We start from the raw sequence: 18,663 nt of genomic DNA, 5'->3' as shown, positions 1-18,663 counted from the left end.
TTATGAGTTCGCGTTTAGTCCCGCGTGTAGGCCGCGTCTGTAGGCCGCCACAGCGGGGAATAGTGAAACCAAGTATGTGCACCCCAGTATCAGTAAAATGATAATGACACTGCTTTGTCCAAACAGCGGGCTGCTCAAAAACAATCCATAGGTACTGCTTAACCAAGGTTTTAGTGCGCTCATAAGCCCAGCTACCAAGCCTAAACTCAGTGCGGCACTCACAATCGTAAGCAGCATCGCTTCAATCTGTATGAGTAGCAGTAAGGTAAACGGTCCTGCGCCTATAGTTCGTAAAACGGCGATTTCTTGATAACGCTCTCTCATCGTTGCCAGCAGCATAGTCGCAAGCCCAATTAGCGCGCAGATGACGATAAGACCGGAAAGGCCAAGCAATAGCGATTCAACATTTCCCATAATTTGCCAAAGTTCTGCGAGTGCCATGCCCGGTAGAATAGCCATTAGCGGCTCTTTTTTACTTTGATTAATTTGATACTGAAGCTGCAGTGCAGTTACCCGATGTTTAAGCCCCAGCATCACCACGGATACTGACTCAGGCGTAAACGCTTCGCTATTGTAAACTGCATGTTCTTTTGTATGCTCGTCATGCTCATGCTCATGCTCATGCTCATGCTCATGCTCTTGCGCCTTGTCAGCAGATTTACGGCCTAACATTGAGGTGGGGGAATGTTTAGGTCCTGTGTGGGCTTCTTCAAGTCCCTGTAGGGTAACGTATACGGCTTTATCTACGGGCGTACCGGTTTTCTTAACTATGCCTGAGATAGTGAAAGGGTGATCATCATGGTTGTTGAACGATACGCTACCCAGACCATGGGAAATAATAATCTTATCCCCTACCTTGTACCCCAATGATTTGGCGATATCTGCGCCAACAACGGTAGACAGTGGCTGCGTAAATGCCGAGCCTGCTGCCATTTCAAGTGATTGCATATCACCGTATTTAAAGTGGTCGAAAAAGCTGTTGGTCGTACCTACTACTCTAAAACCTCTGTGGGTATCACCCAAAGATAGTGGGATAAGCCACGATACCTGCTTGTTAGATTGAAGCGCCGCAATACTTTTATATTCAATACCTTTGGTGGGAGTGCCTATATTAAACACTGATGACAGGAGTAAATTAAGCTGTCCACTTGGTGCGCCAACAATAAGATCAACACCAGAAACGGTGCGCGTAAAACTGGTTTTAACTTGGGTGCGAATAATGTCCACGCACAAAAGTAAACTAATGCTGATGGTGATGCTTAAAAGTGTGAGGATTGCCGTTGTTTTCCTGCGCTTTAAGCTTTCAATAGCAATGGTACTTAGCATTACGCACGCTCCTGTGCTTTTGGGGCTTCATCGCCTCGCGTTTTTATGTGGTTTGTACTTGGGCTTAATTCACTCATGCTGCAGTGGCGGTCAAAATAACTCTCCATGGCTTTATCGTGACTAACAAAAATCATGGTGCTTTCACCTGCAACGTCTTTTAGCAGCGACATAAAACTATCTCTGGCATCGGTATCTAGGGCAGAGGTAGGTTCATCGACAATTAATAATTGTGGGTCGTTAATCAGTGCTCTGGCAATGGCAACGCGCTGCTGCTGACCAATACTCAATGCGTCAGCTTTCGCATGCAGCACGTGAGAAGGCAGCTGTAGCTTGTCCAGTAAATGACGAAGCTTTGCGTCTGATACTGTCTTGCTGACGTTTGTACTTGCAAAATACACCGCCGCATTAATGTTCTGTGCCACAGAAAGGTAGGGAATAAGATTAAATTGTTGAAAAACAACGCCGATATTGCGTGCTCTAAACTTGTCCCGCTGTCGGTTCGATAATGCGGAGAAAGGCTGCGCTAATAAGGCAATGTCGCCCTGAGTTGGAGTTAATGTTCCGCACAGCAAATTGAGCAATGTGCTCTTTCCGCTACCCGAAGGCCCTGAGAGAAAAACGTGCTCACCTTGCGAAACTTGCCACGCTTTAATGTCAATGATGGGGGGGCTTTCTTTGGTGTACGAAAACTGTAAATTGCTAACTTCAATCGCTGTATTGCGCTCTTTATTCACTGCGTTGTGCCCTTCAGACACTGCGTTGCGCTGGGAGTGAGTGCTATTTTTTTTATTGGTGGTATTCACGCTAAGCCCGACCTGTATTTACGTCTTATGTTCACATTAGCAAAAGCGACACGTCTGTTCACCCAGTTAAAAACCAGAGAAAACACATTGCCGCGTTGAGGTAATGTTATCAAATAACATTTTTGCGTATAGCTATGCTATCAGATCTCATCAGCCTAAAGCGGCAATTGCTCTTATTAATTGCTCATCATAACGACGCAAAAGAGAGGCGCGCCTAAATTATCAGCCGTTAGCTTGTAGCTTTACCACTTCTGCGCTTTCATCTTCTAATACGCTTTCTGCGGTAGCGCCTTTGAAAATCTTACTGATTTTATCTTTGTTTTTAGACAGCATGATGGTGAGCTCTTCCACTACGCTATCGTCTAGCTTGATGCCCTTCGCATGAATGTAGTCAGCAAGGTTATCTGCTGCATCGAGCATTTTGTCATACTGATCGGCTTCTTTTTTGTCGGTAGTTACCAATTTTTCTACCCCTTTGTGCGTAACAACATACTGTGTGGTAATGGCCATGGTAGGTCCCCTGTTTATTAAAGACACAAAAACTGTACAGTATTTTACTGTATAAATAAACAGTATTTTGATTAAATGTCTGAGCGTAGTGTTTGGGGAAAGGGCAAATGATTGTTCTAAAGGTGATTAATGCTTGTGCAATTAGTAACTGCTGCGTATAATGCGCGCCCTTACAGCCATCCCAATTCGTTCCTTGTCTCCATACAGTCGGCTGTACTGTCGAGGCTACAACCGTAAGGAGCTATAATGCGTCATTACGAAATCGTATTTATGGTTCACCCTGATCAGAGTGAACAAGTACCTGGTATGATCGAGCGTTATACCACAATCCTAAAGCAAGACGGTGGTCAGATTCATCGTTTAGAAGATTGGGGCCGTCGTCAACTGGCTTACCCAATTGAAAAGCTGCACAAAGCCCACTACGTACTAATCAATGCTGAAGCGTCTGCAGAAGCTGTTGATGAATTGGAAAATGCTTTCCGTTTCAACGACGTGATCCTACGTAACATGGTTATGCGCACTAAGACTGCTGTGACTGAGCCTTCTCCAATGATGAAAGAAGAGCCTCGTCGTGAGCGTCGTGACGATTCTGCTCCTCGCCAAGATCGCGCGGAAAAGAAAACTGAAACCACTGAAGACAACGCTTAAGGAGATCACCCATGGCTCGTTTTTTCAGACGTCGTAAGTTCTGCCGTTTCACTGCAGAAGGTGTGACTGAGATTGATTACAAAGATATCGCTACTCTTAAGAACTACATCACTGAGAGCGGTAAAATTGTCCCTAGCCGTATTACTGGTACAAGCGCAAAATATCAGCGTCAGCTGTCTTCTGCGATCAAGCGCGCACGTTTCCTTGCGTTGCTTCCGTACACTGATTCACACAAGTAATTTGGCGAATATAAGGGTTAGCTAAGATGAATATCATCCTACTAGATAAAATCGCCAACCTTGGCGGCCTGGGCGACCAAGTGACTGTTAAGTCTGGTTACGCTCGTAACTTCCTTTTCCCACAGGGTAAAGCGGTTCCTGCAACTAAAGACAACGTTGAAAAGTTCGAAGCACGTCGTGCTGAACTTGAAGCGAAAATTGCTGAGCAACTAGCTGCTGCTAACGCACGCGCTGAAAAAGTTGCTGAGCTTGCTGAAGTTACAATCGCAGCTCCTGCTGGTGACGAAGGTAAACTATTTGGCTCTGTTGGTACTCGTGACATCGCTGATGCAATCACTGCAGCTGGCGTTGAAGTACAAAAAGCAGAAGTTAAACTACCTACTGGTACTCTTCGTGAAACTGGTGAGTATGACATCGACTTACAACTTCACTCTGACGTTATCACTTCAATCAAAGTGATCATCATTGCTGAAGCGTAATCGCTGACGTATTTGAAAAAAGCCGCTCCTAGAGCGGCTTTTTTTTTGCTCTAAATTTTTGTTCGATACTTAAAGAACAATACCAATCCGCATAGATGATTGCCCACCCAGAAGGTGCTGGTAAGTTTCCTAGCAAAGCGTGGGAATGTAGGAATGGCCGTTGCTTTTTAAATTCCCATAGTGATGCTTGCCAAACCTTCCCGAAGGGCGAGTTAAAAATATCCCTACCCTCACTCCACGTCGCGACGCCTAATTAACGGTGGGTGTAAGCAAATATGTCCAGCGCCGACAAATGGCGTATTTTTGAGGTCCACTCATCTGCGATAAATAACGTTTTTTAAACGGCATTTAAACAAAATGTTAATAATCGCTGAAATTCTTAGTGTCATGGCTTTAAACTTTTTCTGTCATTCCTGCGACCTATAGTAAACCAAACAATAAAAAGCATAAGTGCCATATTATGGACATCACTAAGCAAGCAATAAAAAACGCGACTGGGGTAGGTATAGGAATAACACTGCTGGTGTTTTTAGGTCTATATAGCCTGTTTAATTTACCGGTACAGCTGTTTCCTGACATTGAACGACCGAATATTAATATCCAGACCTCGTGGCGCGCTGCGTCGCCCCAAGAAATTGAGTCGGAGATCATTGAACCTCAAGAGGAAGTGCTGCAAGGGATCCCTGGCCTTGAGTCGATGAATGCATGGGCAAACCAAGGTAATGCGTGGATTAATCTAGAGTTTGGTTTAGATACGGACATGCAGAAAACGCTCATTGAAGTGATTAGCCGCATGAATCGCGTACCGCCACTACCTCGCGATGCCTTGTCCCCTAATATTATGCTTGCTGGAAGTGGGGGAGACGCCCCCGCTTTGACCTACTTTTTTCTTCAGCGCCTTCCGGGCAATCCAAACGAAATTAATACCTATGTAACCTTCTTTACCGATGTCATTAAACCTCAGCTTGAATCCATCCCGGGCGTTGCAAGGGCGCGAATGGAAAGCGGTGTTGGCGGCGTTGAGGAGTTTCAAATTGTTTTCGATCCGTTTAAAGCGGCGCAGTTAGGCATTGACCTAACGGCAGTTGCCAACGAGTTGGGGCGTGCGAATGATATTTCAGGCGGCTTTGTCGATGTGGGCAGAAGACGCTATACCCTGCGTTTTGAAGGTCGCTACGAGCCTACGCAAATGGGTGAAATGATCCTTGAATGGCGAGACGGCAGCCCTATCACTCTAAATGACATTGCCGAAATTAAAATCACCCGCGCTGACGGTGCAAACTACAGTGTGCAAAACGGCAATCCGGCTATATCTATTCGCGTAGACAGACAAAACAACGCCAATGTTTTAGCTACCTTAGAAGCCGTAAAAGCAAAAGTTGCACAAATAAACGAACAGGACTTGGCCCCTGAACAGTTAGTAATGACGCAAAGCTTCGATGCCTCAGTGTTTATCTATAGAGCGGTGCAGCTAGTTACCAGCAATTTATTTATAGGCGTGCTGCTTGCCATTGCCGTGCTTTGGCTCTTTATGCGTCAGCTGCGGGCAACGCTCATTGTGGCATTGGCCATTCCTATCTCACTACTTAGCACTTTTGTGGTGCTTCAACTTACCGGTCGCTCGCTCAATATCATTTCACTGGCAGGACTCGCCTTTGCGGTAGGTATGGTGCTAGATGCCGCTATTGTCGTGCTGGAAAACATTGTAAGAACGCGCAAGAGCGCCGAAGCCGAAATCGAAAATAGAGACCCAAATTCACAAACGCACATGGAGGATTGTGCCCATCGGGGAACGAAAGAAGTGTTTGGTGCCCTCATGGCGTCAACAGCCACCACCGTTGCTATTTTTATTCCCGTCATGTTTTTGGAAGATGTTGAAGGGCAATTGTTTGCTGACCTCGCTCTTACCATTGCCATTGCAGTGTGTATGTCGCTAGTGGTTGCGGTAACGGTATTGCCTGTTGTTGCCGCTAGATACCTTAATGGCAATATGCCAGCTGATAGCTTACAGCGGGTATGGGCTAAGATAACCCGCGCTATTATGTCGCTATCAAGTACGCCGCTTCGCCGCCTTTTATTAGTCATAACACTCATGGGCGTGCCTATTACAGGTAGTGTTTTGCTTATGCCTTCCATGGATTATTTGCCGCCCGTAAAACGCGATGCTGTTGACGCCTTCTTAAGTTTGCCTGCGGGTGCCAGTGAAAACTTTATTAGTGAAGAAGTGATGCCAATTATCGTTGAGCGACTGCAGCCCTATATGGACGGAGAAAAGCAGCCAGCGCTGAAAAACTACTACATTATCACATGGCCAAATGGCGGCAATTTGGGTGTGCGCGCTAAAGATCAGTCTAAGGTCAAAGAGTTAGAAGCCATTGTTCGCGATGAAATTTTAAAGGATTTGCCGGATACACAGACCTTTTCACAACAAGGCAATTTGTTCGGCGGCTTTGGAAACGGTCGCTCAATCGACATTCATCTTCAAGGTACCGACCAAGCCATGCTCGGCATCGCTGCGCAAGCAGGTTTAGATAAATTGAGAGAAGTTTTCCCTAACGCTAATGCGCGTTCGAATCCTCCTCTAGAGCAAGCCGAACCAGAGCTACGCTTTTACCCTAATGACAGCCGAATGATGGAAGTCGGGTTAAATCGGGGCAGTATGGGGAACCTGGTACGTGCCATGGGTGATGGTATGTATGTGGGGGAGTACTTCGATGGCACCAAACGCATGAATATTATCTTTCGCTCAGCACCCTGGTTTACACCCGAAGACTTAAATAGCACGCCAGTCATGACGCCATCAGGCGAGGTGGTGCAATTAGGCGAACTGGTAGGTATTGAAAGAGCCGTAGGGCCAAGTCGTATTCAGCGCATTGATGGTCGAAGAACCCTTACGCTAAACGTAAATCCGCCAGAGGGTATGAGTTTAGAAGAAGCCATGAAAGTGATTACCTCTGAGGTTGAACCTGCCATTATGGCCATGATGCCTACCGATGGCGCTATTAATTATGGTGGTAGCGCGGATAGCTTAAAAGGCGCTATTGCCTCGATGGCTGATAACTTTCTTTTTGCCATGGTGTTGCTACTGCTGTTAATGGCGGGGTTGTTTAAATCGTTAAAAGACAGCGTGCTGGTAGTACTTTCTATTCCGCTAGCCACGGTGGGCGGGGTGATTGCTATTCGTATCATGAACATCTTTACCTTCCAGCCCATGGACCTGTTAACCATGATTGGCTTCATTATTTTGCTAGGGCTTGTGGTGAACAATGCCATTTTACTCGTGCATCAGACTCGTATAGGAGAGCAAGAAGGGCTGACCCGTGATGACGCGGTAGAACAAGCCATCAAACTACGTTTACGGCCTATCTTTATGAGCACGCTGACTTCAATCTTTGGCATGCTGCCCCTGCTGTTGCTACCAGGTGCAGGCAGCGTTATTTACCGAGGTCTTGCGGCTGTTATTGTGGGAGGAATGACGGTGAGTACCATATTCACCTTGCTATTACTGCCTACCTTGCTGCGTATGACGGCTTCAAAGTCACCTGTAAATATACTCAAACCCCTGGCCGAGTGCATAGAGAGCACTGGCGCTTCGCCGACTACCTCATCCACCGCAAAACAAAATAAATACAACGATCATGTGTAAGGAAAAGACAACCATGAAAGCAACGACTTCTACTCTCGCCCTTAGTTTGTTTACCTTATTTGCAAGCTGTGTATCGTTGAGCGCACAAGCACAGGATAGCAATCAACCACCGCCGGTGCTGGTACAAATAGATGAAGCCAGAGAGCAAGCGATTTCACAACTTACCTGGGTTCCTGGAACGGTACTTAGCGTTATCGATGCGAACCTAGCCTCTGAGGTAGACGGTCGCATTACTTGGATGGCAGATGTAGGTGATGTGGTAAAAGCGGGGGAGCCTTTAGTTAAAGTCGACGATACTCGCTTAAGTATTACCCGCAATCAAAATGCCTCAAATATTGCCAGATGGCAGTCGCAGGTTGAACTGTTTACCAAACGTCTCGCGAGGTACAAAAACCTTCAGGCCAGTCAAAACACGTCCAGAGGTGAGTTAGAGGAAGTGGAAGCTGACTTAGAAAATGCTAAGCAGGAGTTAGCGCAAGCCAAATTGGATTTAGAATTCACCGAGTATCAGATAGCACAAAGCAGTATTCGTGCTCCCTTTACGGCTTTGGTGGTTGAAAGGCTGCAGTCGCCGGGCGAATACACTGGGGTAGGGCAAACCCTGCTTCGCGTGGTAAACCCTGATAGCGTTGAAGTTCAGGTGCGCGCACCGCTCAACGTATTACCCTATATTGCTAACGGCATGAGCGTTAGCGTTCACAATAACGTGAACCAAGTAGAAGAATCTATTCGTGCCATTGTACCGGTAGGCAACAGTACATCGCGCATGATGGAGCTACGAATTGCCATCAACCCCGGTGACTTTCCTATAGGCAGTGCAGTGCGCGTGGCGTTGCCTAGCAGCGATACTCATGATGGTGTCACCATACCCCGCGATGCACTGGTACTAAGAAAGTCGGGAACCTTTATCTATCAGCTCAATGAAAATAATGAAGCGGAGCAGGTTAAGGTGACAACCGGGGTGGGCATGGGCGATAGAATTGAAGTGTTTGGCGATGTGAACCCGAAGCGCTCGGTCGTGGTGAGAGGAGCTGAACGTCTGCGTGCAGGCCAGAAAGTACGTTACAACAATGAGCGTGAGTCTTTGACAGCGAAGAACTGAGAGAATTGTAACAAATGTAAAAGTGCTATCCATTTAGACTAAAGTTAATGAGAATGTTTCTTATTTGTAATTGTTGATTATCAAATGGAGACATCCTTGAAAAAGTTAGTTTTAGCCAGTGCAGTATGCACGCTATCCAGTCCGGTAGTATTTGCGCAATCCCTAGAAAACCAGAATGAAGAAACCAAGTCTATAGAGCGAGTTGCTGTGGTAGGCGCAGCAACTAACTTGAGCATTACTGCCGAGGATATTGAGCAGTTTCAGGCAAACGATTTAGCTGATGTTTTTAGAGAGTCTCCGTCGGTCAGCGTTGGCGGTTCAGTAGGTGTAGCGCAGAAAATCTTTATCCGTGGACTAGAAGATGCCTACCTGAATGTAACCGTAGATGGCGCGCAACAAACCTCAACCCTATTTCACCACATTGGCCGCGTAACGCTAGATCCCGATCTTTTGAAGCAAATCGATGTGCAGGCTGGTGCAGGTGAAGCAACCAGTGGCCCAGGTGCCATTGGTGGTTCAATCCGCTTTAAAACCAAAGATGCGCAAGATTTATTGAGAGGCGACGAACAATTTGGTGGTCGAGTAAAAGCGAGTTATTTCTCAAACGAAGGCACCCGATATAGCGGCAGCCTTTATGGAAAGCTAAGTGATTCATGGGGCTTGCTAGGTTATTACAGCACGGTTGACAGAGATAACTTTGAAGATGGCGACGGCAACGAAGTGCTGGGTACTGCCGCAGATCAAGATCTCATGTTCCTTAAAGCCAGTGGTTACATTGCGGATAATCAATACCTTTCAATAAGTGCAGAGCAGCGCGATGAAGAGGGTCAGTTTTCGGCAAGACCTAACTGGGTAGTACTAGAAGGTGCTCCACTTTATCCTAGTGAAGCAGAGCGTGATACCTACGTAGCGAACTACCGCTTTGACCACAGTGCATTGGTCTTCTTAGAAGCCACGGCATACCAAACTTCATCATCGTTCCGCGGCGGCCGTTTCGATTTCTTGTCTGATATCGATACCTATGGTTTTGATATTAGAAACACCACCGACATTTCAAACCACGTATTCACCTACGGTATCGACTATCGTAAAGATGAGGTAGAAAGTGGTCCTGGCGTAGGTCCTGTGCAGAACGCAGAAGAAGGCAGCGTAATGGGTATTTACGCGCAAGCTCATAGCAATATCACTCCAGAGTTGTTGTTGAGCTACGGTGTTCGTTATGACGACTTTGATTTTCAGCAACAAATCTTGATCGATGACTATTACGGCACACCCGTTACTGATGAGCCATCTGGACTAGACGACAATGAACTTAGCTTTAACGTCGGTCTTGAATATCAGCTTACCGAAGCTTGGACCCTTGGTCTTGGTTACGCAGAAGCGGCGCGCGGTAAGCAAATTGGTGATGGTTTCACGCTTGACGAATACTTATATGATGGTGAGGACGTTCCCGTTGTTGCCAGTGACGTGGTGCCTGAAACTGTCACTAATATTGAAGCGTCAATCGAATACAGCGCGAATAACCTTAATGCACGCCTTAGCGCCTATGAATCTACTATTGATGATGTGCTATTTAGCGGTTATCAAGGAAACTCGGTATTTAATAATATCGGCGACCTAGAATCATCTGGCGTAGAGTTTAACCTTGCGTATCGCTGGGACTCTGTTGACGTGTACTTTGGGTTTTCAAGCGTAGATGTTGAATTGATGCCTCGTGAAGATCTGTACAGCGTACCCTATAACAGCATCGATATTAACGGATACGAGTTTGTTGGCTTAGGTAATAGTCGCGGTGATACGTGGGTACTTGGTGCAGATTACACGGTTACTGCTGACATTAGCGTTGGCTTTAACATCACTATGGTTGACGACATCAACATAGATACACTACATCAGGCCTTGGAAAACGGTTGGACCGACTCGCTTTATTCACTTAACAAAGCAGACTATACCCTAGTGGATATTTATGGCGAGTGGGAAGTCACAAACGACCTTCGCTTAAATCTGGTGGTAACGAACTTGTTTGATGAAGCGTATATCGACCATTCAAGTGTGGGTGACTACAGCGAAGTATTCCCAAGCGTTATTGGTCCGCAAGAAGCTGGACGAGATATTCGTTTGTCTGTGACTTACGATTTCTAAGCAACGCCTTTAGATGAACTTTTCCACGTTTAAAAGGTGGGTCTTTTGGGCCCACCTCTTTGCTGGCTTATTGGCCAGCATTGTCGTTTTCACTATGGCTTTTACCGGTGTATTACTCACTTACGAGCGCCAGTTCAAAGAGCTAAGTGAAATGGCTTATGCACAAACGATTGATATCGAAAAGTCGGTAATCTCGACTGAGCGGGTTGTATCACTACTTCGTGAAAAGCATCCTAACGAAGCGCATATTTTTGTTCGATGGGTCAATAGCGAGGGAGCGGCAATTCCCGCATGGGCCGGCGAACACAGCTATCTTATTCACCCCTATACCGGAGATATATTAAGAGAAGGAGAAGGGGTCGTTGAAGAAGCGTTTCATGTCATAACTGACCTGCATCGATATCTTTTAATGGAAGGGGATTACCAATTAATTGGCAAAACCATAACGGCTTATAGCAATCTTATTTTTATTTTTTTGCTGTTATCGGGAGTCATCATATGGTTGCCCAAACACATATCGAAAAAATCCTTAAAGCAGCAAATGTGGTTACGGCAAAAGTACACTAATAAACAGCACCGTCGCCGACATTGGCATTTTGTTTTTGGTATGTGGTCACTGCCTTTTTTAGTTGTGATTGGACTAACGGCTACCCTGTTTTATTTTGAGTGGGCAAACAAAGCATTGTATGGAATGTACGGTGAACAAGTCCCTACTCGCGAAAAGAAAGCTATGCCTGAGACGCTAGACGCCGACGTTGTCAGTTACGACACGCTATTTACCAAAGCTCAGCAACACGCCAATGAAAATGGCTATCAGGATTGGTATTCCATGTGGATGGATATTGGCAAAAGTGAGGGTGTTGCACGGTTTTATATCGATAAAAGTATAGGGCACCGGCAAGAGTTAGCGTATTCACTGTATTTCGACACGGGAACCGGTGACATCACTAGGACACTGTACAAAACCGATTGGCCCAAAGGGAGTCAGGCTTGGGGTACTTCCCGCTTTTTGCACACGGGAGAATACTTTGGCTTTATAGGGCAGACCATTGCAGGGCTGGTAAGCTTGCTTTGCTGTATCTTAGTTTATACTGGCACACTACTTGGAGTGCAAAGACTTCTCAATTTGCGAAAGCAGCATTAAAAGACTTAGGCAGGGTAATGGTAACGACTAGCCCTGTTTGCTTAGTACTAGCGTCTCTATGTAATGCAGCGTCTTTGATTAGTGCAGCGCGATTTATCGCTGATATGTCGCCGCCCACAGCGGCAACTTGACGTTTCGCCAGTGCAAGCCCAAGACCAAAGCCAGAGCGCTTTGCGGCATGTACGTAGTTTTTGGCTGCCCGTGCCTTGTCTACCCTGAAAAAAGGTTCGAATATGGCGTCTAGCATTGATTCAGGGACGCCGGTGCCTTCGTCTGTAACCGTGATAACATAGTTATTATTATCGCTGGTCAGCGTTAAACTCACTTTGCTTTGCTCAGGGGTATGACGCAAAGCATTACGAATAATATTTTCTAACGCCTGCCCCAAAGCAAGCTGGCTGCTCTTTTCAATATTCGCGCATTCAGGTGTGTCGACATGCAAGGTTCTATCAGGGTATTCAAACCGCGCATCTTCACAAATAACATTGATAAGTTCTACCAAGTCAAAGTCATCGCTGTTCAATTGTGGCGATTCTGTATTTAGCCATGCAAAGGTTAGGGTATCTTCAACAAGCTCTCTCATCGTACTTGCTTCATAACGCAGGCGTGAAAGTGCTTGTTCACGATTAATGTCTTGCTCTACAAAGTCTATTGCCATATCAATGCGGGCAAGAGGCGTGCGAAGCTCGTGAGAGAGATCAGCAAGCAAACTTCTTTGATTATAAATGAGACTGCTGGTTCTTTGGGCCATCTTGTCGAACGTCTGGGCAAGCCCAGTAAGTTCGTCATTTCGCTTGGGCATTGCAGCCATTGCACGGGCTTCTAAATTGCCATTTGCGAAATCTTTTGTGGCATTTTCTAATTGCTTTAGTGGCGTCATTAGGTGTCGATACAGCATAAAACTCAACAGACTTAATATCACTAGAGGTAATGCAATTTGAAGCGTTAAGCGTGTGGCGAGCAATAACGAACCTGGGCGCATACGCTGTGGAAGTTGAATTAAAAAGTGCGTATTGTCATCGACGAAGGGGACTTCCATCACAGGGTTTTCAGAAAAGTATAAATGTATTTTCCATTCGGGGCTGCGGCCTATTTGAAATCGGTCAACAAACTCATCTAACATTTGGGTGTCAGCGAATGTGGTCATTTGGGAGTTAACTACGGCAAGCCATGTGTCCTCTTTTGTCTTCACTTCTTGCAAAAAAGCAGCTAACGCTTGTTCTCCATCCTCCAGGTAGATTTTCTCCGCTTCTTGACCATAGGAATAAAGGGTTTCTTGATGAGCTTTATCGATAAAACTCATGCTGGTCTCGGTATGATTGGTAAGCCACGCGATGGCCCAAAATAACAGAACAGTACCAACGGCAATAAATGCGCACAGTCGCCATAGCAGTTTATTTTTCACGAAAAGCGATATCCTTGGCCGTGGACAGTGGCAAGGCGTTCAGGGGGCATGCCAGTCTCAACGAGCTTTTTGCGTACTCTAGACAAATGCATATCTAAGCTTCGGTCGTACCTCGAAAAGGGTTTGTTAAGCACACTGTGATAAAGAAATGCTTTGCTCAACGTTTCCCCTTTGTTATCTACTAACATCCAAAGAAGCTTAAATTGTATTGGCGTGAATTCGAGTAGTCTTGAGTGGTATTTGGTAACTTGCTGAATGCGATTTAAATAAAGCACATCAACAATGATTTCCGACTTTTGCGTGCCTGAGTCGTTTAGTGTTTTGCTGCGTCGCAACAGTGCGTCGATGCGAAGCATCATTTCAGTAAAATTGAAGGGCTTGGGTAAGTAGTCATCTGCGCCCTTACGGTAGCCTTCAATCCTTTCTTGCTCGGCACCTGACGCGGTGATCATCATCACCGGGGTTTGCTTTATTTGCCTTAATTGGTTTAACAGCGACAAGCCGTTTAAAGAGGGAAGGCGTATGTCGAGTAACACAAGGTCAAAGTTCTCCTCAAGCACAGCTTGTAATCCAGCATTACCGTCACTTTCGTGGCGAGTGTCAAATCCTCGAGACTGCAACAGCTGTGTGATTTGTTCACTTAACGTCGCGTCATCTTCAACAATGAGTATTTGGGTTTTACGCATAATGGCTTCAGGAAAGAATTTTAAACATACTATTAATAATAGTTATCATTTGCAACTAATCGGTTTGTGACGATAAATGCGGCCGCTAACGCGCGCTTTTATATTGTTACAAATTTACTGTGGTGCTGATGGTTTCTCGCTTTACAATAACGGTTAACAGCTATCTTAGTGCTTGCGCTAAACTGCGGTTCTCTTGATGTCTGCACAATTGAGTAAATAAAGCATAGACGCAGCAGTCAACTAAGCGCTTTGCCTGCTAGGTTGGAGCTACAAGGACACGATCTTAAAAATGGTAATGAGTTTAAAGAAGTTAACGACGTTGTTGGCGTCGCTAGTAGTAGCAGGAAGTGTCGTGACTGGTTGCGCCAGCTCTAATCATGTTACTCAGATAGAAGGTGAAAATGCTGTAATCAAGCACACCAATGAGCCTGGGTATGAGGACAGATTCAGCAATATTTACGACGGTTTTAAAGCATACCCCGTCACGTGCACTAATGATTGCTACCCAGCGTCTGCCGATATTGAATGTGAAAGTGACATGCAAAATTGTCAGTTCGTTGGCAACAACCCGACAGTGAACTCGCACACCGGCTTCAATGTCACTTGGTTAGGGCACGCAAGTTTTTTACTTAACACCGCAAGTGGTGAGCAAATACTTATTGACCCTGTGTTTGGGCAGTTTGATTGGCCCGTTAATTGGGCTTTTCGATTGGCGGAGGGGTTCAGCCGCAACGAACCCGCTGAGGTAGGTGAAGACAAACTCGCACAAACCGATGCTGTGGTTTATTCCCATATTCACTATGATCATTTCAATAAAGCCGATATTGCCGAATTAGGCACAAAGCCCGAATATCTTGTTCCGTTAGGTTTCGCAGAGCACTTCCCTAATAGAGGCTACACCATTAAAGAAATGGCGTGGTATACCAGCAAAAACGTAGGCAAAACCTCTATTCACTTCGTGCCTGCCCATCATTTCAGTAACCGAATTTGGGTGCCTTATTTGTACGAGGACGACAATGCGACACTGTGGGGTGGTTGGGTATTTGAGAGTGAAGGCAAAACATTGTTCTTTGCGGGGGATACGGGATATTCACCGCACTTCAAGGATATTAAAGCGCGCTTTGGTGAAATAGATGTTTGCCTGTTACCCATAGCGTCTTATTTCAGCGAAACCTCACCTAAATGGTATCGCAAGGTACATACTACGCCAGAAGATGCCATTGTTGCGGCCCAAGACCTAGGCTGTAAAGCCGTAGTGCCTTGGGGCTATGGAAATGCCAGCTGGATGATGGGTGACAAGACGTCACATTCTGCGCTATTTCGTCTTATGAAAATGAAGAAGCAGATAAACCCTGCAATGCCTTGGATTATTTTGAATGAAGGTGAGCAGGCGTCTTTTTAATTTAAGCTACGGATAAATGGCCTATTTATCCGTAATCTTATCCGCAATTTTTTGGCATTTTCCGCGCCATTCGTCATCAAGCGCCTCAAGTTTCGCTAGCTTTTGGGCCAGGGCTTTGTCTGCTTTGGTATGGGCGCATTGCATTAGGGTGTGAACATTAACGGTATCGTCCTCACGGTGCAGTAGTGTTACTTCGTCGCCAACACTGATGGTTCCTGTTTTAACAACCCGGTAATACCAGCCAGTGATACCTCGTTCTCCGACAAATCTATCTAAATTGGGCACTTCGAAGCGTTGCGAGATTTTATTGCAAGGGGCACGGGGTGCACTTACTTGCAGTTCTACCTCGCCGAACTTCCATATATCGCCGATATAAACGGTAGCATCGTCCATGCCCTCTATACTGATGTTTTCGCCAATGCTGCCCAGCGAAAATTCGCCTTCAGGAAAATGCTTTCTCAATGTCAGATAGTTGGTCGGGTTGAACTGATGCAGCACTTTCTCCGGTCCACCGTGAAGACGTTTGTTGGCCTGTTCGTCTTCATCGGTTCTGTCCCTATGTACCGTTAACGCGTCGACGGGGGCTTTAACAATACTGCTTGGTGCCCCACGAGGGCCTAGCGGCTGAGGTTTTCCAGCAAACAGAGCGTTAACAGAAAATGAGGTAGACATGGCATCTCCAAAAAATATTTTTGTGCATTTAAACCTTTCTACTATAGGGTACGACTAACCTTATAACACTAACAAGTGCTAATGCTAATCGGCACCACAAATAACAAAGAGAAAAGAATGGAACACACACAACAACGTGTTGTACACGCCAATGTGGTGTTTGGTAATAAAAGCGAAAATGAGCTGATATCTAAAGCGAAAAAGGGCGATAAGCAGGCATTTCGGTCCCTTTACGATGAACATATTGGGCGAGTCTACGCGCTTTGTTACCGGCTTACAGGTGAAAAGGGAATGGCAGAAGATGCTTCGCAAGAAGTCTTTATTCAGCTATGGAAAAAATTGGGTAATTTTGATGGGCAAAGCCAATTTTCCACGTGGTTACACAGCGTTACGGCAAACATTACCATCTCTTATATGCGTAAGCAGAAAGGGTGGGTGCAGCGGATGTTTAACTTGGAAAACAGCGGCATTAACGAGATGCCGGCTGAAGAAAACAGCACCGATGTGGATTTAGAAGCATTAGTTATTCGCTTACCCGAGCGAGCCAGAATGGTTTTTGTCCTCCATGCAATTGAAGGTTACAGACACGAAGACATTGCCAGCATGTTGAACATGGCAGTGGGCTCAAGCAAAGCACAATTTTTCCGTGCCAAGCAATTATTGAAAGATTTTATGGGAGTCGATGATGAGTAATTTTGACGACAAGCTTGCTCAGCATATTTCTGGGATATCGAAAGAGAAGCAGCCAGAACGAGATTTGTGGCGAGGTATTGAACTCGGCATAACATCGCAGCAAGGCGACGCTTCACAAGACGACGCTTCATCATCTACGGTTACATCAAAACAGTGGATGGCAATAGCCGCAAGCGTTTGTTTAGTTACTGTATTGTGGTTCGCGGCTCCTTTTGCGTTTAAAGCTGATGAAAGTCGAAGCGATGGCTATGCCCTGATTGACGCAATGAGTATGCAGCAGCAACAACAAGTGAATAGTCTTCTTGCTAGTTATGAAAGTACCACGGCGCTAACTGAAGATTGGCAAGAGCAATTAAAAGAATTGGACGATGCTGCAGATGTTATTAAAGCGGCATTAAAGGACGATCCAGACAACTCAGCATTAATCAAAATGCTGCATCACGTATATCAACAGCAGATTGCCTTAATTGAGCGAGTGCACGCGCCAAAGTGGCAGCAAATTTAATAAGGGTTTAAAGATGAATATAAATACGAAAAGCACATTTTTGCACACGTTCATGGCACCTTTGGGGGCCAAGATATTACTTACTACTGCGCTGCTAAGTATCGCTACTGCGGCGTTTGCAGGAGAAAAAGTAGATAAGACCATCGACACATCGTCTTCGCCGAAAGTGGACATTGAACACATCAACGGAAAAGCAGACATCCGAGTTTGGGATAAGTCTCAGGTTCGTGTCACCGGTGAACTGGGCGATCAAACTGAAGAGTTTATCTTTGAAAGACGTGGAGATGTCGTGGTTATACACGTTGAAGTCGAGCGCCACTCAAAGAGCTGGTTTAATAAAGGTAAAGATGGCGACGACCTTGTTATCTATATACCTTCAGCAAGCGACCTTCACTATACCGCGGTCAATGCTGATCTTATTGCAGAAGGTATAACAAAAGCAGTAGATGTTGAGGTGGTAAACGGCGACGTAACCCTTAAAAACATAGGTGAGCGGGTTGAAGTTGAGTCGGTTAATGGCGATATCGTGCTTGAGAATGTGAGAGGCCGTTTAGAGGCGGAAACAGTGAATGGCGAAATTGAAGCGTCACACTCAGGAAACACGCCAGTGAGCTTTGCGTCAGTTAATGGCAAGCTCGACATCACTTCCGATAGCCCAGACGTATCAGTAGAAACCGTCAACGGTCGAATCGATGTGTCTCTTCAAGCGGTGGACGTACTGCAAATCAATACGGTTAATGGAAGGACTTACGCAAGTTTAGGTCTTAATAAGAACGGTAGCGTAAAAGCGAATTCTGTAGGCGGTGCAATGGAATTTGTCTTTCAAGATGGCGTATCGGCACAATTTGATATTGAGACGCACGCTGGCGGCAACATTGTAAACAATATCAGTGATGAAAAGTCGCAAAAGCCTAAGTATGGCCCAGGTAGCTGGCTACGCTTTATCCACAACGGTGGGGCTGCAAATGTAGACATCTCTACGGTACACGGGCGAATTGAAATAGACCAAAAGTGAATAAGCTATAGGCAACACAATTGAAACTTTAGGTTGAAAAAATGAATTTAGTCCACATTTATTAATCAGACATGTGGTGATTAATGAAAAGCTGCGAGTGATCGCAGCTTTTTTTGTTTGGTCGCTAAAAATGTGTAGCTGAGCGTTTGTAAGTAACAAAAGTGCGTTTTAATGGCTCTTAGTTACAAGTTAGCGGACCTGCACGCTTCACCCACATCATCACATGGTTTGTTATTTTTTGATTGG

Annotated in this window: 17 protein-coding genes; 11 read left to right on the top strand and 6 right to left on the bottom strand. The window is 45.6% G+C overall.

Translation table 11 applies throughout. From position 1 onward, the window contains the following. The 3 genes from MASE_RS17965 to MASE_RS17955 all read right to left on the bottom strand — a co-directional run bounded on the left by MASE_RS17965 (position 1) and on the right by MASE_RS17955 (position 2,639). Positions 1–1,326, bottom strand: coding sequence for an ABC transporter permease (locus tag MASE_RS17965; RefSeq protein ID WP_014951123.1), 1,326 nt, complete (start codon positions 1,324–1,326; stop codon positions 1–3). Then, positions 1,326–2,129: an ABC transporter ATP-binding protein gene (locus MASE_RS17960; RefSeq protein ID WP_014951122.1), complete on the bottom strand. Its 804-nt coding sequence runs from the start codon at positions 2,127–2,129 to the stop codon at positions 1,326–1,328. Before MASE_RS17960 ends, MASE_RS17965 begins: the two co-directional genes overlap by 1 nt. A gap of 222 nt (positions 2,130–2,351) precedes the next feature. After that, the gene (locus MASE_RS17955; protein WP_014951121.1) at positions 2,352–2,639 is read right to left on the bottom strand and encodes a YebG family protein; all 288 of its coding nucleotides are present in this window, start codon (positions 2,637–2,639) and stop codon (positions 2,352–2,354) included. A gap of 246 nt (positions 2,640–2,885) precedes the next feature. On the opposite strand from MASE_RS17955, the gene rpsF reads away from it, so the two are divergent. From rpsF to MASE_RS17920, 7 genes are all read left to right on the top strand, one after another. Beyond that, the gene (gene rpsF / locus MASE_RS17950) at positions 2,886–3,287 is read left to right on the top strand and encodes a 30S ribosomal protein S6 (protein ID WP_014951120.1); all 402 of its coding nucleotides are present in this window, start codon (positions 2,886–2,888) and stop codon (positions 3,285–3,287) included. 11 nt (positions 3,288–3,298) lie between these two features. After that, positions 3,299–3,526: a 30S ribosomal protein S18 gene (gene rpsR, locus MASE_RS17945; RefSeq protein ID WP_012519954.1), complete on the top strand. Its 228-nt coding sequence runs from the start codon at positions 3,299–3,301 to the stop codon at positions 3,524–3,526. Positions 3,527–3,552: 26 nt separating this feature from the next. After that, on the top strand, positions 3,553–4,005 hold the full coding sequence (rplI, locus tag MASE_RS17940) for a 50S ribosomal protein L9 (protein WP_012519953.1): 453 nt from the start codon (positions 3,553–3,555) through the stop codon (positions 4,003–4,005). A 460-nt stretch (positions 4,006–4,465) separates the two neighbouring features. Further along, entirely contained in the window at positions 4,466–7,651 is a 3,186-nt protein-coding gene (locus tag MASE_RS17935) for an efflux RND transporter permease subunit (protein WP_014951119.1), read from the top strand. 13 nt (positions 7,652–7,664) lie between these two features. After that, positions 7,665–8,753: an efflux RND transporter periplasmic adaptor subunit gene (locus MASE_RS17930; RefSeq protein WP_014951118.1), complete on the top strand. Its 1,089-nt coding sequence runs from the start codon at positions 7,665–7,667 to the stop codon at positions 8,751–8,753. A gap of 96 nt (positions 8,754–8,849) precedes the next feature. Continuing rightward, positions 8,850–10,895 (top strand): TonB-dependent receptor, encoded by a 2,046-nt coding sequence (locus MASE_RS17925; RefSeq protein ID WP_014951117.1) that lies wholly within the window; start codon positions 8,850–8,852, stop codon positions 10,893–10,895. Positions 10,896–10,908: 13 nt separating this feature from the next. After that, on the top strand, positions 10,909–12,039 hold the full coding sequence (locus tag MASE_RS17920) for a PepSY-associated TM helix domain-containing protein (RefSeq protein WP_014951116.1): 1,131 nt from the start codon (positions 10,909–10,911) through the stop codon (positions 12,037–12,039). Here the strand turns inward: MASE_RS17920 and MASE_RS17915 are convergent. Further along, the gene (locus tag MASE_RS17915) at positions 12,017–13,444 is read right to left on the bottom strand and encodes a sensor histidine kinase (RefSeq protein ID WP_014951115.1); all 1,428 of its coding nucleotides are present in this window, start codon (positions 13,442–13,444) and stop codon (positions 12,017–12,019) included. The genes MASE_RS17920 and MASE_RS17915 overlap by 23 nt on opposite strands. After that, positions 13,441–14,130 carry a response regulator transcription factor gene (locus tag MASE_RS17910; protein WP_014951114.1) on the bottom strand — a complete coding sequence of 230 codons (690 nt, stop codon included), beginning with the start codon at positions 14,128–14,130 and terminating at the stop codon, positions 13,441–13,443. Before MASE_RS17910 ends, MASE_RS17915 begins: the two co-directional genes overlap by 4 nt. A gap of 289 nt (positions 14,131–14,419) precedes the next feature. On the opposite strand from MASE_RS17910, the gene MASE_RS17905 reads away from it, so the two are divergent. Next, positions 14,420–15,532, top strand: a complete 1,113-nt coding sequence (locus tag MASE_RS17905; protein ID WP_014951113.1) for an MBL fold metallo-hydrolase — start codon at positions 14,420–14,422, stop codon at positions 15,530–15,532. Between the two features lie 21 nt (positions 15,533–15,553). Here MASE_RS17905 and MASE_RS17900 read toward each other — a convergent pair whose 3' ends face one another. Then, positions 15,554–16,204 (bottom strand): MOSC domain-containing protein, encoded by a 651-nt coding sequence (locus tag MASE_RS17900; protein WP_014951112.1) that lies wholly within the window; start codon positions 16,202–16,204, stop codon positions 15,554–15,556. 117 nt (positions 16,205–16,321) lie between these two features. On the opposite strand from MASE_RS17900, the gene MASE_RS17895 reads away from it, so the two are divergent. Genes MASE_RS17895 through MASE_RS17885 form a run of 3 tightly spaced genes read left to right on the top strand, consistent with a single transcriptional unit; the run spans position 16,322 to position 18,417 of the window. After that, on the top strand, positions 16,322–16,897 hold the full coding sequence (locus tag MASE_RS17895; protein ID WP_014951111.1) for an RNA polymerase sigma factor: 576 nt from the start codon (positions 16,322–16,324) through the stop codon (positions 16,895–16,897). After that, positions 16,890–17,402 (top strand): hypothetical protein, encoded by a 513-nt coding sequence (locus tag MASE_RS17890; protein WP_014951110.1) that lies wholly within the window; start codon positions 16,890–16,892, stop codon positions 17,400–17,402. Before MASE_RS17895 ends, MASE_RS17890 begins: the two co-directional genes overlap by 8 nt. A 13-nt stretch (positions 17,403–17,415) precedes the next feature. Further along, positions 17,416–18,417, top strand: a complete 1,002-nt coding sequence (locus MASE_RS17885; RefSeq protein WP_014951109.1) for a DUF4097 family beta strand repeat-containing protein — start codon at positions 17,416–17,418, stop codon at positions 18,415–18,417. Positions 18,418–18,663 lie beyond the last annotated feature (246 nt).

The sequence above is a fragment of the Alteromonas macleodii ATCC 27126 genome, from assembly GCF_000172635.2.
Classification (GTDB): Bacteria; Pseudomonadota; Gammaproteobacteria; order Enterobacterales; family Alteromonadaceae; genus Alteromonas; species Alteromonas macleodii.
Note: the sequence above shows the minus strand (reverse complement) of the source record. Positions and strands in the feature narration are given on the sequence as shown.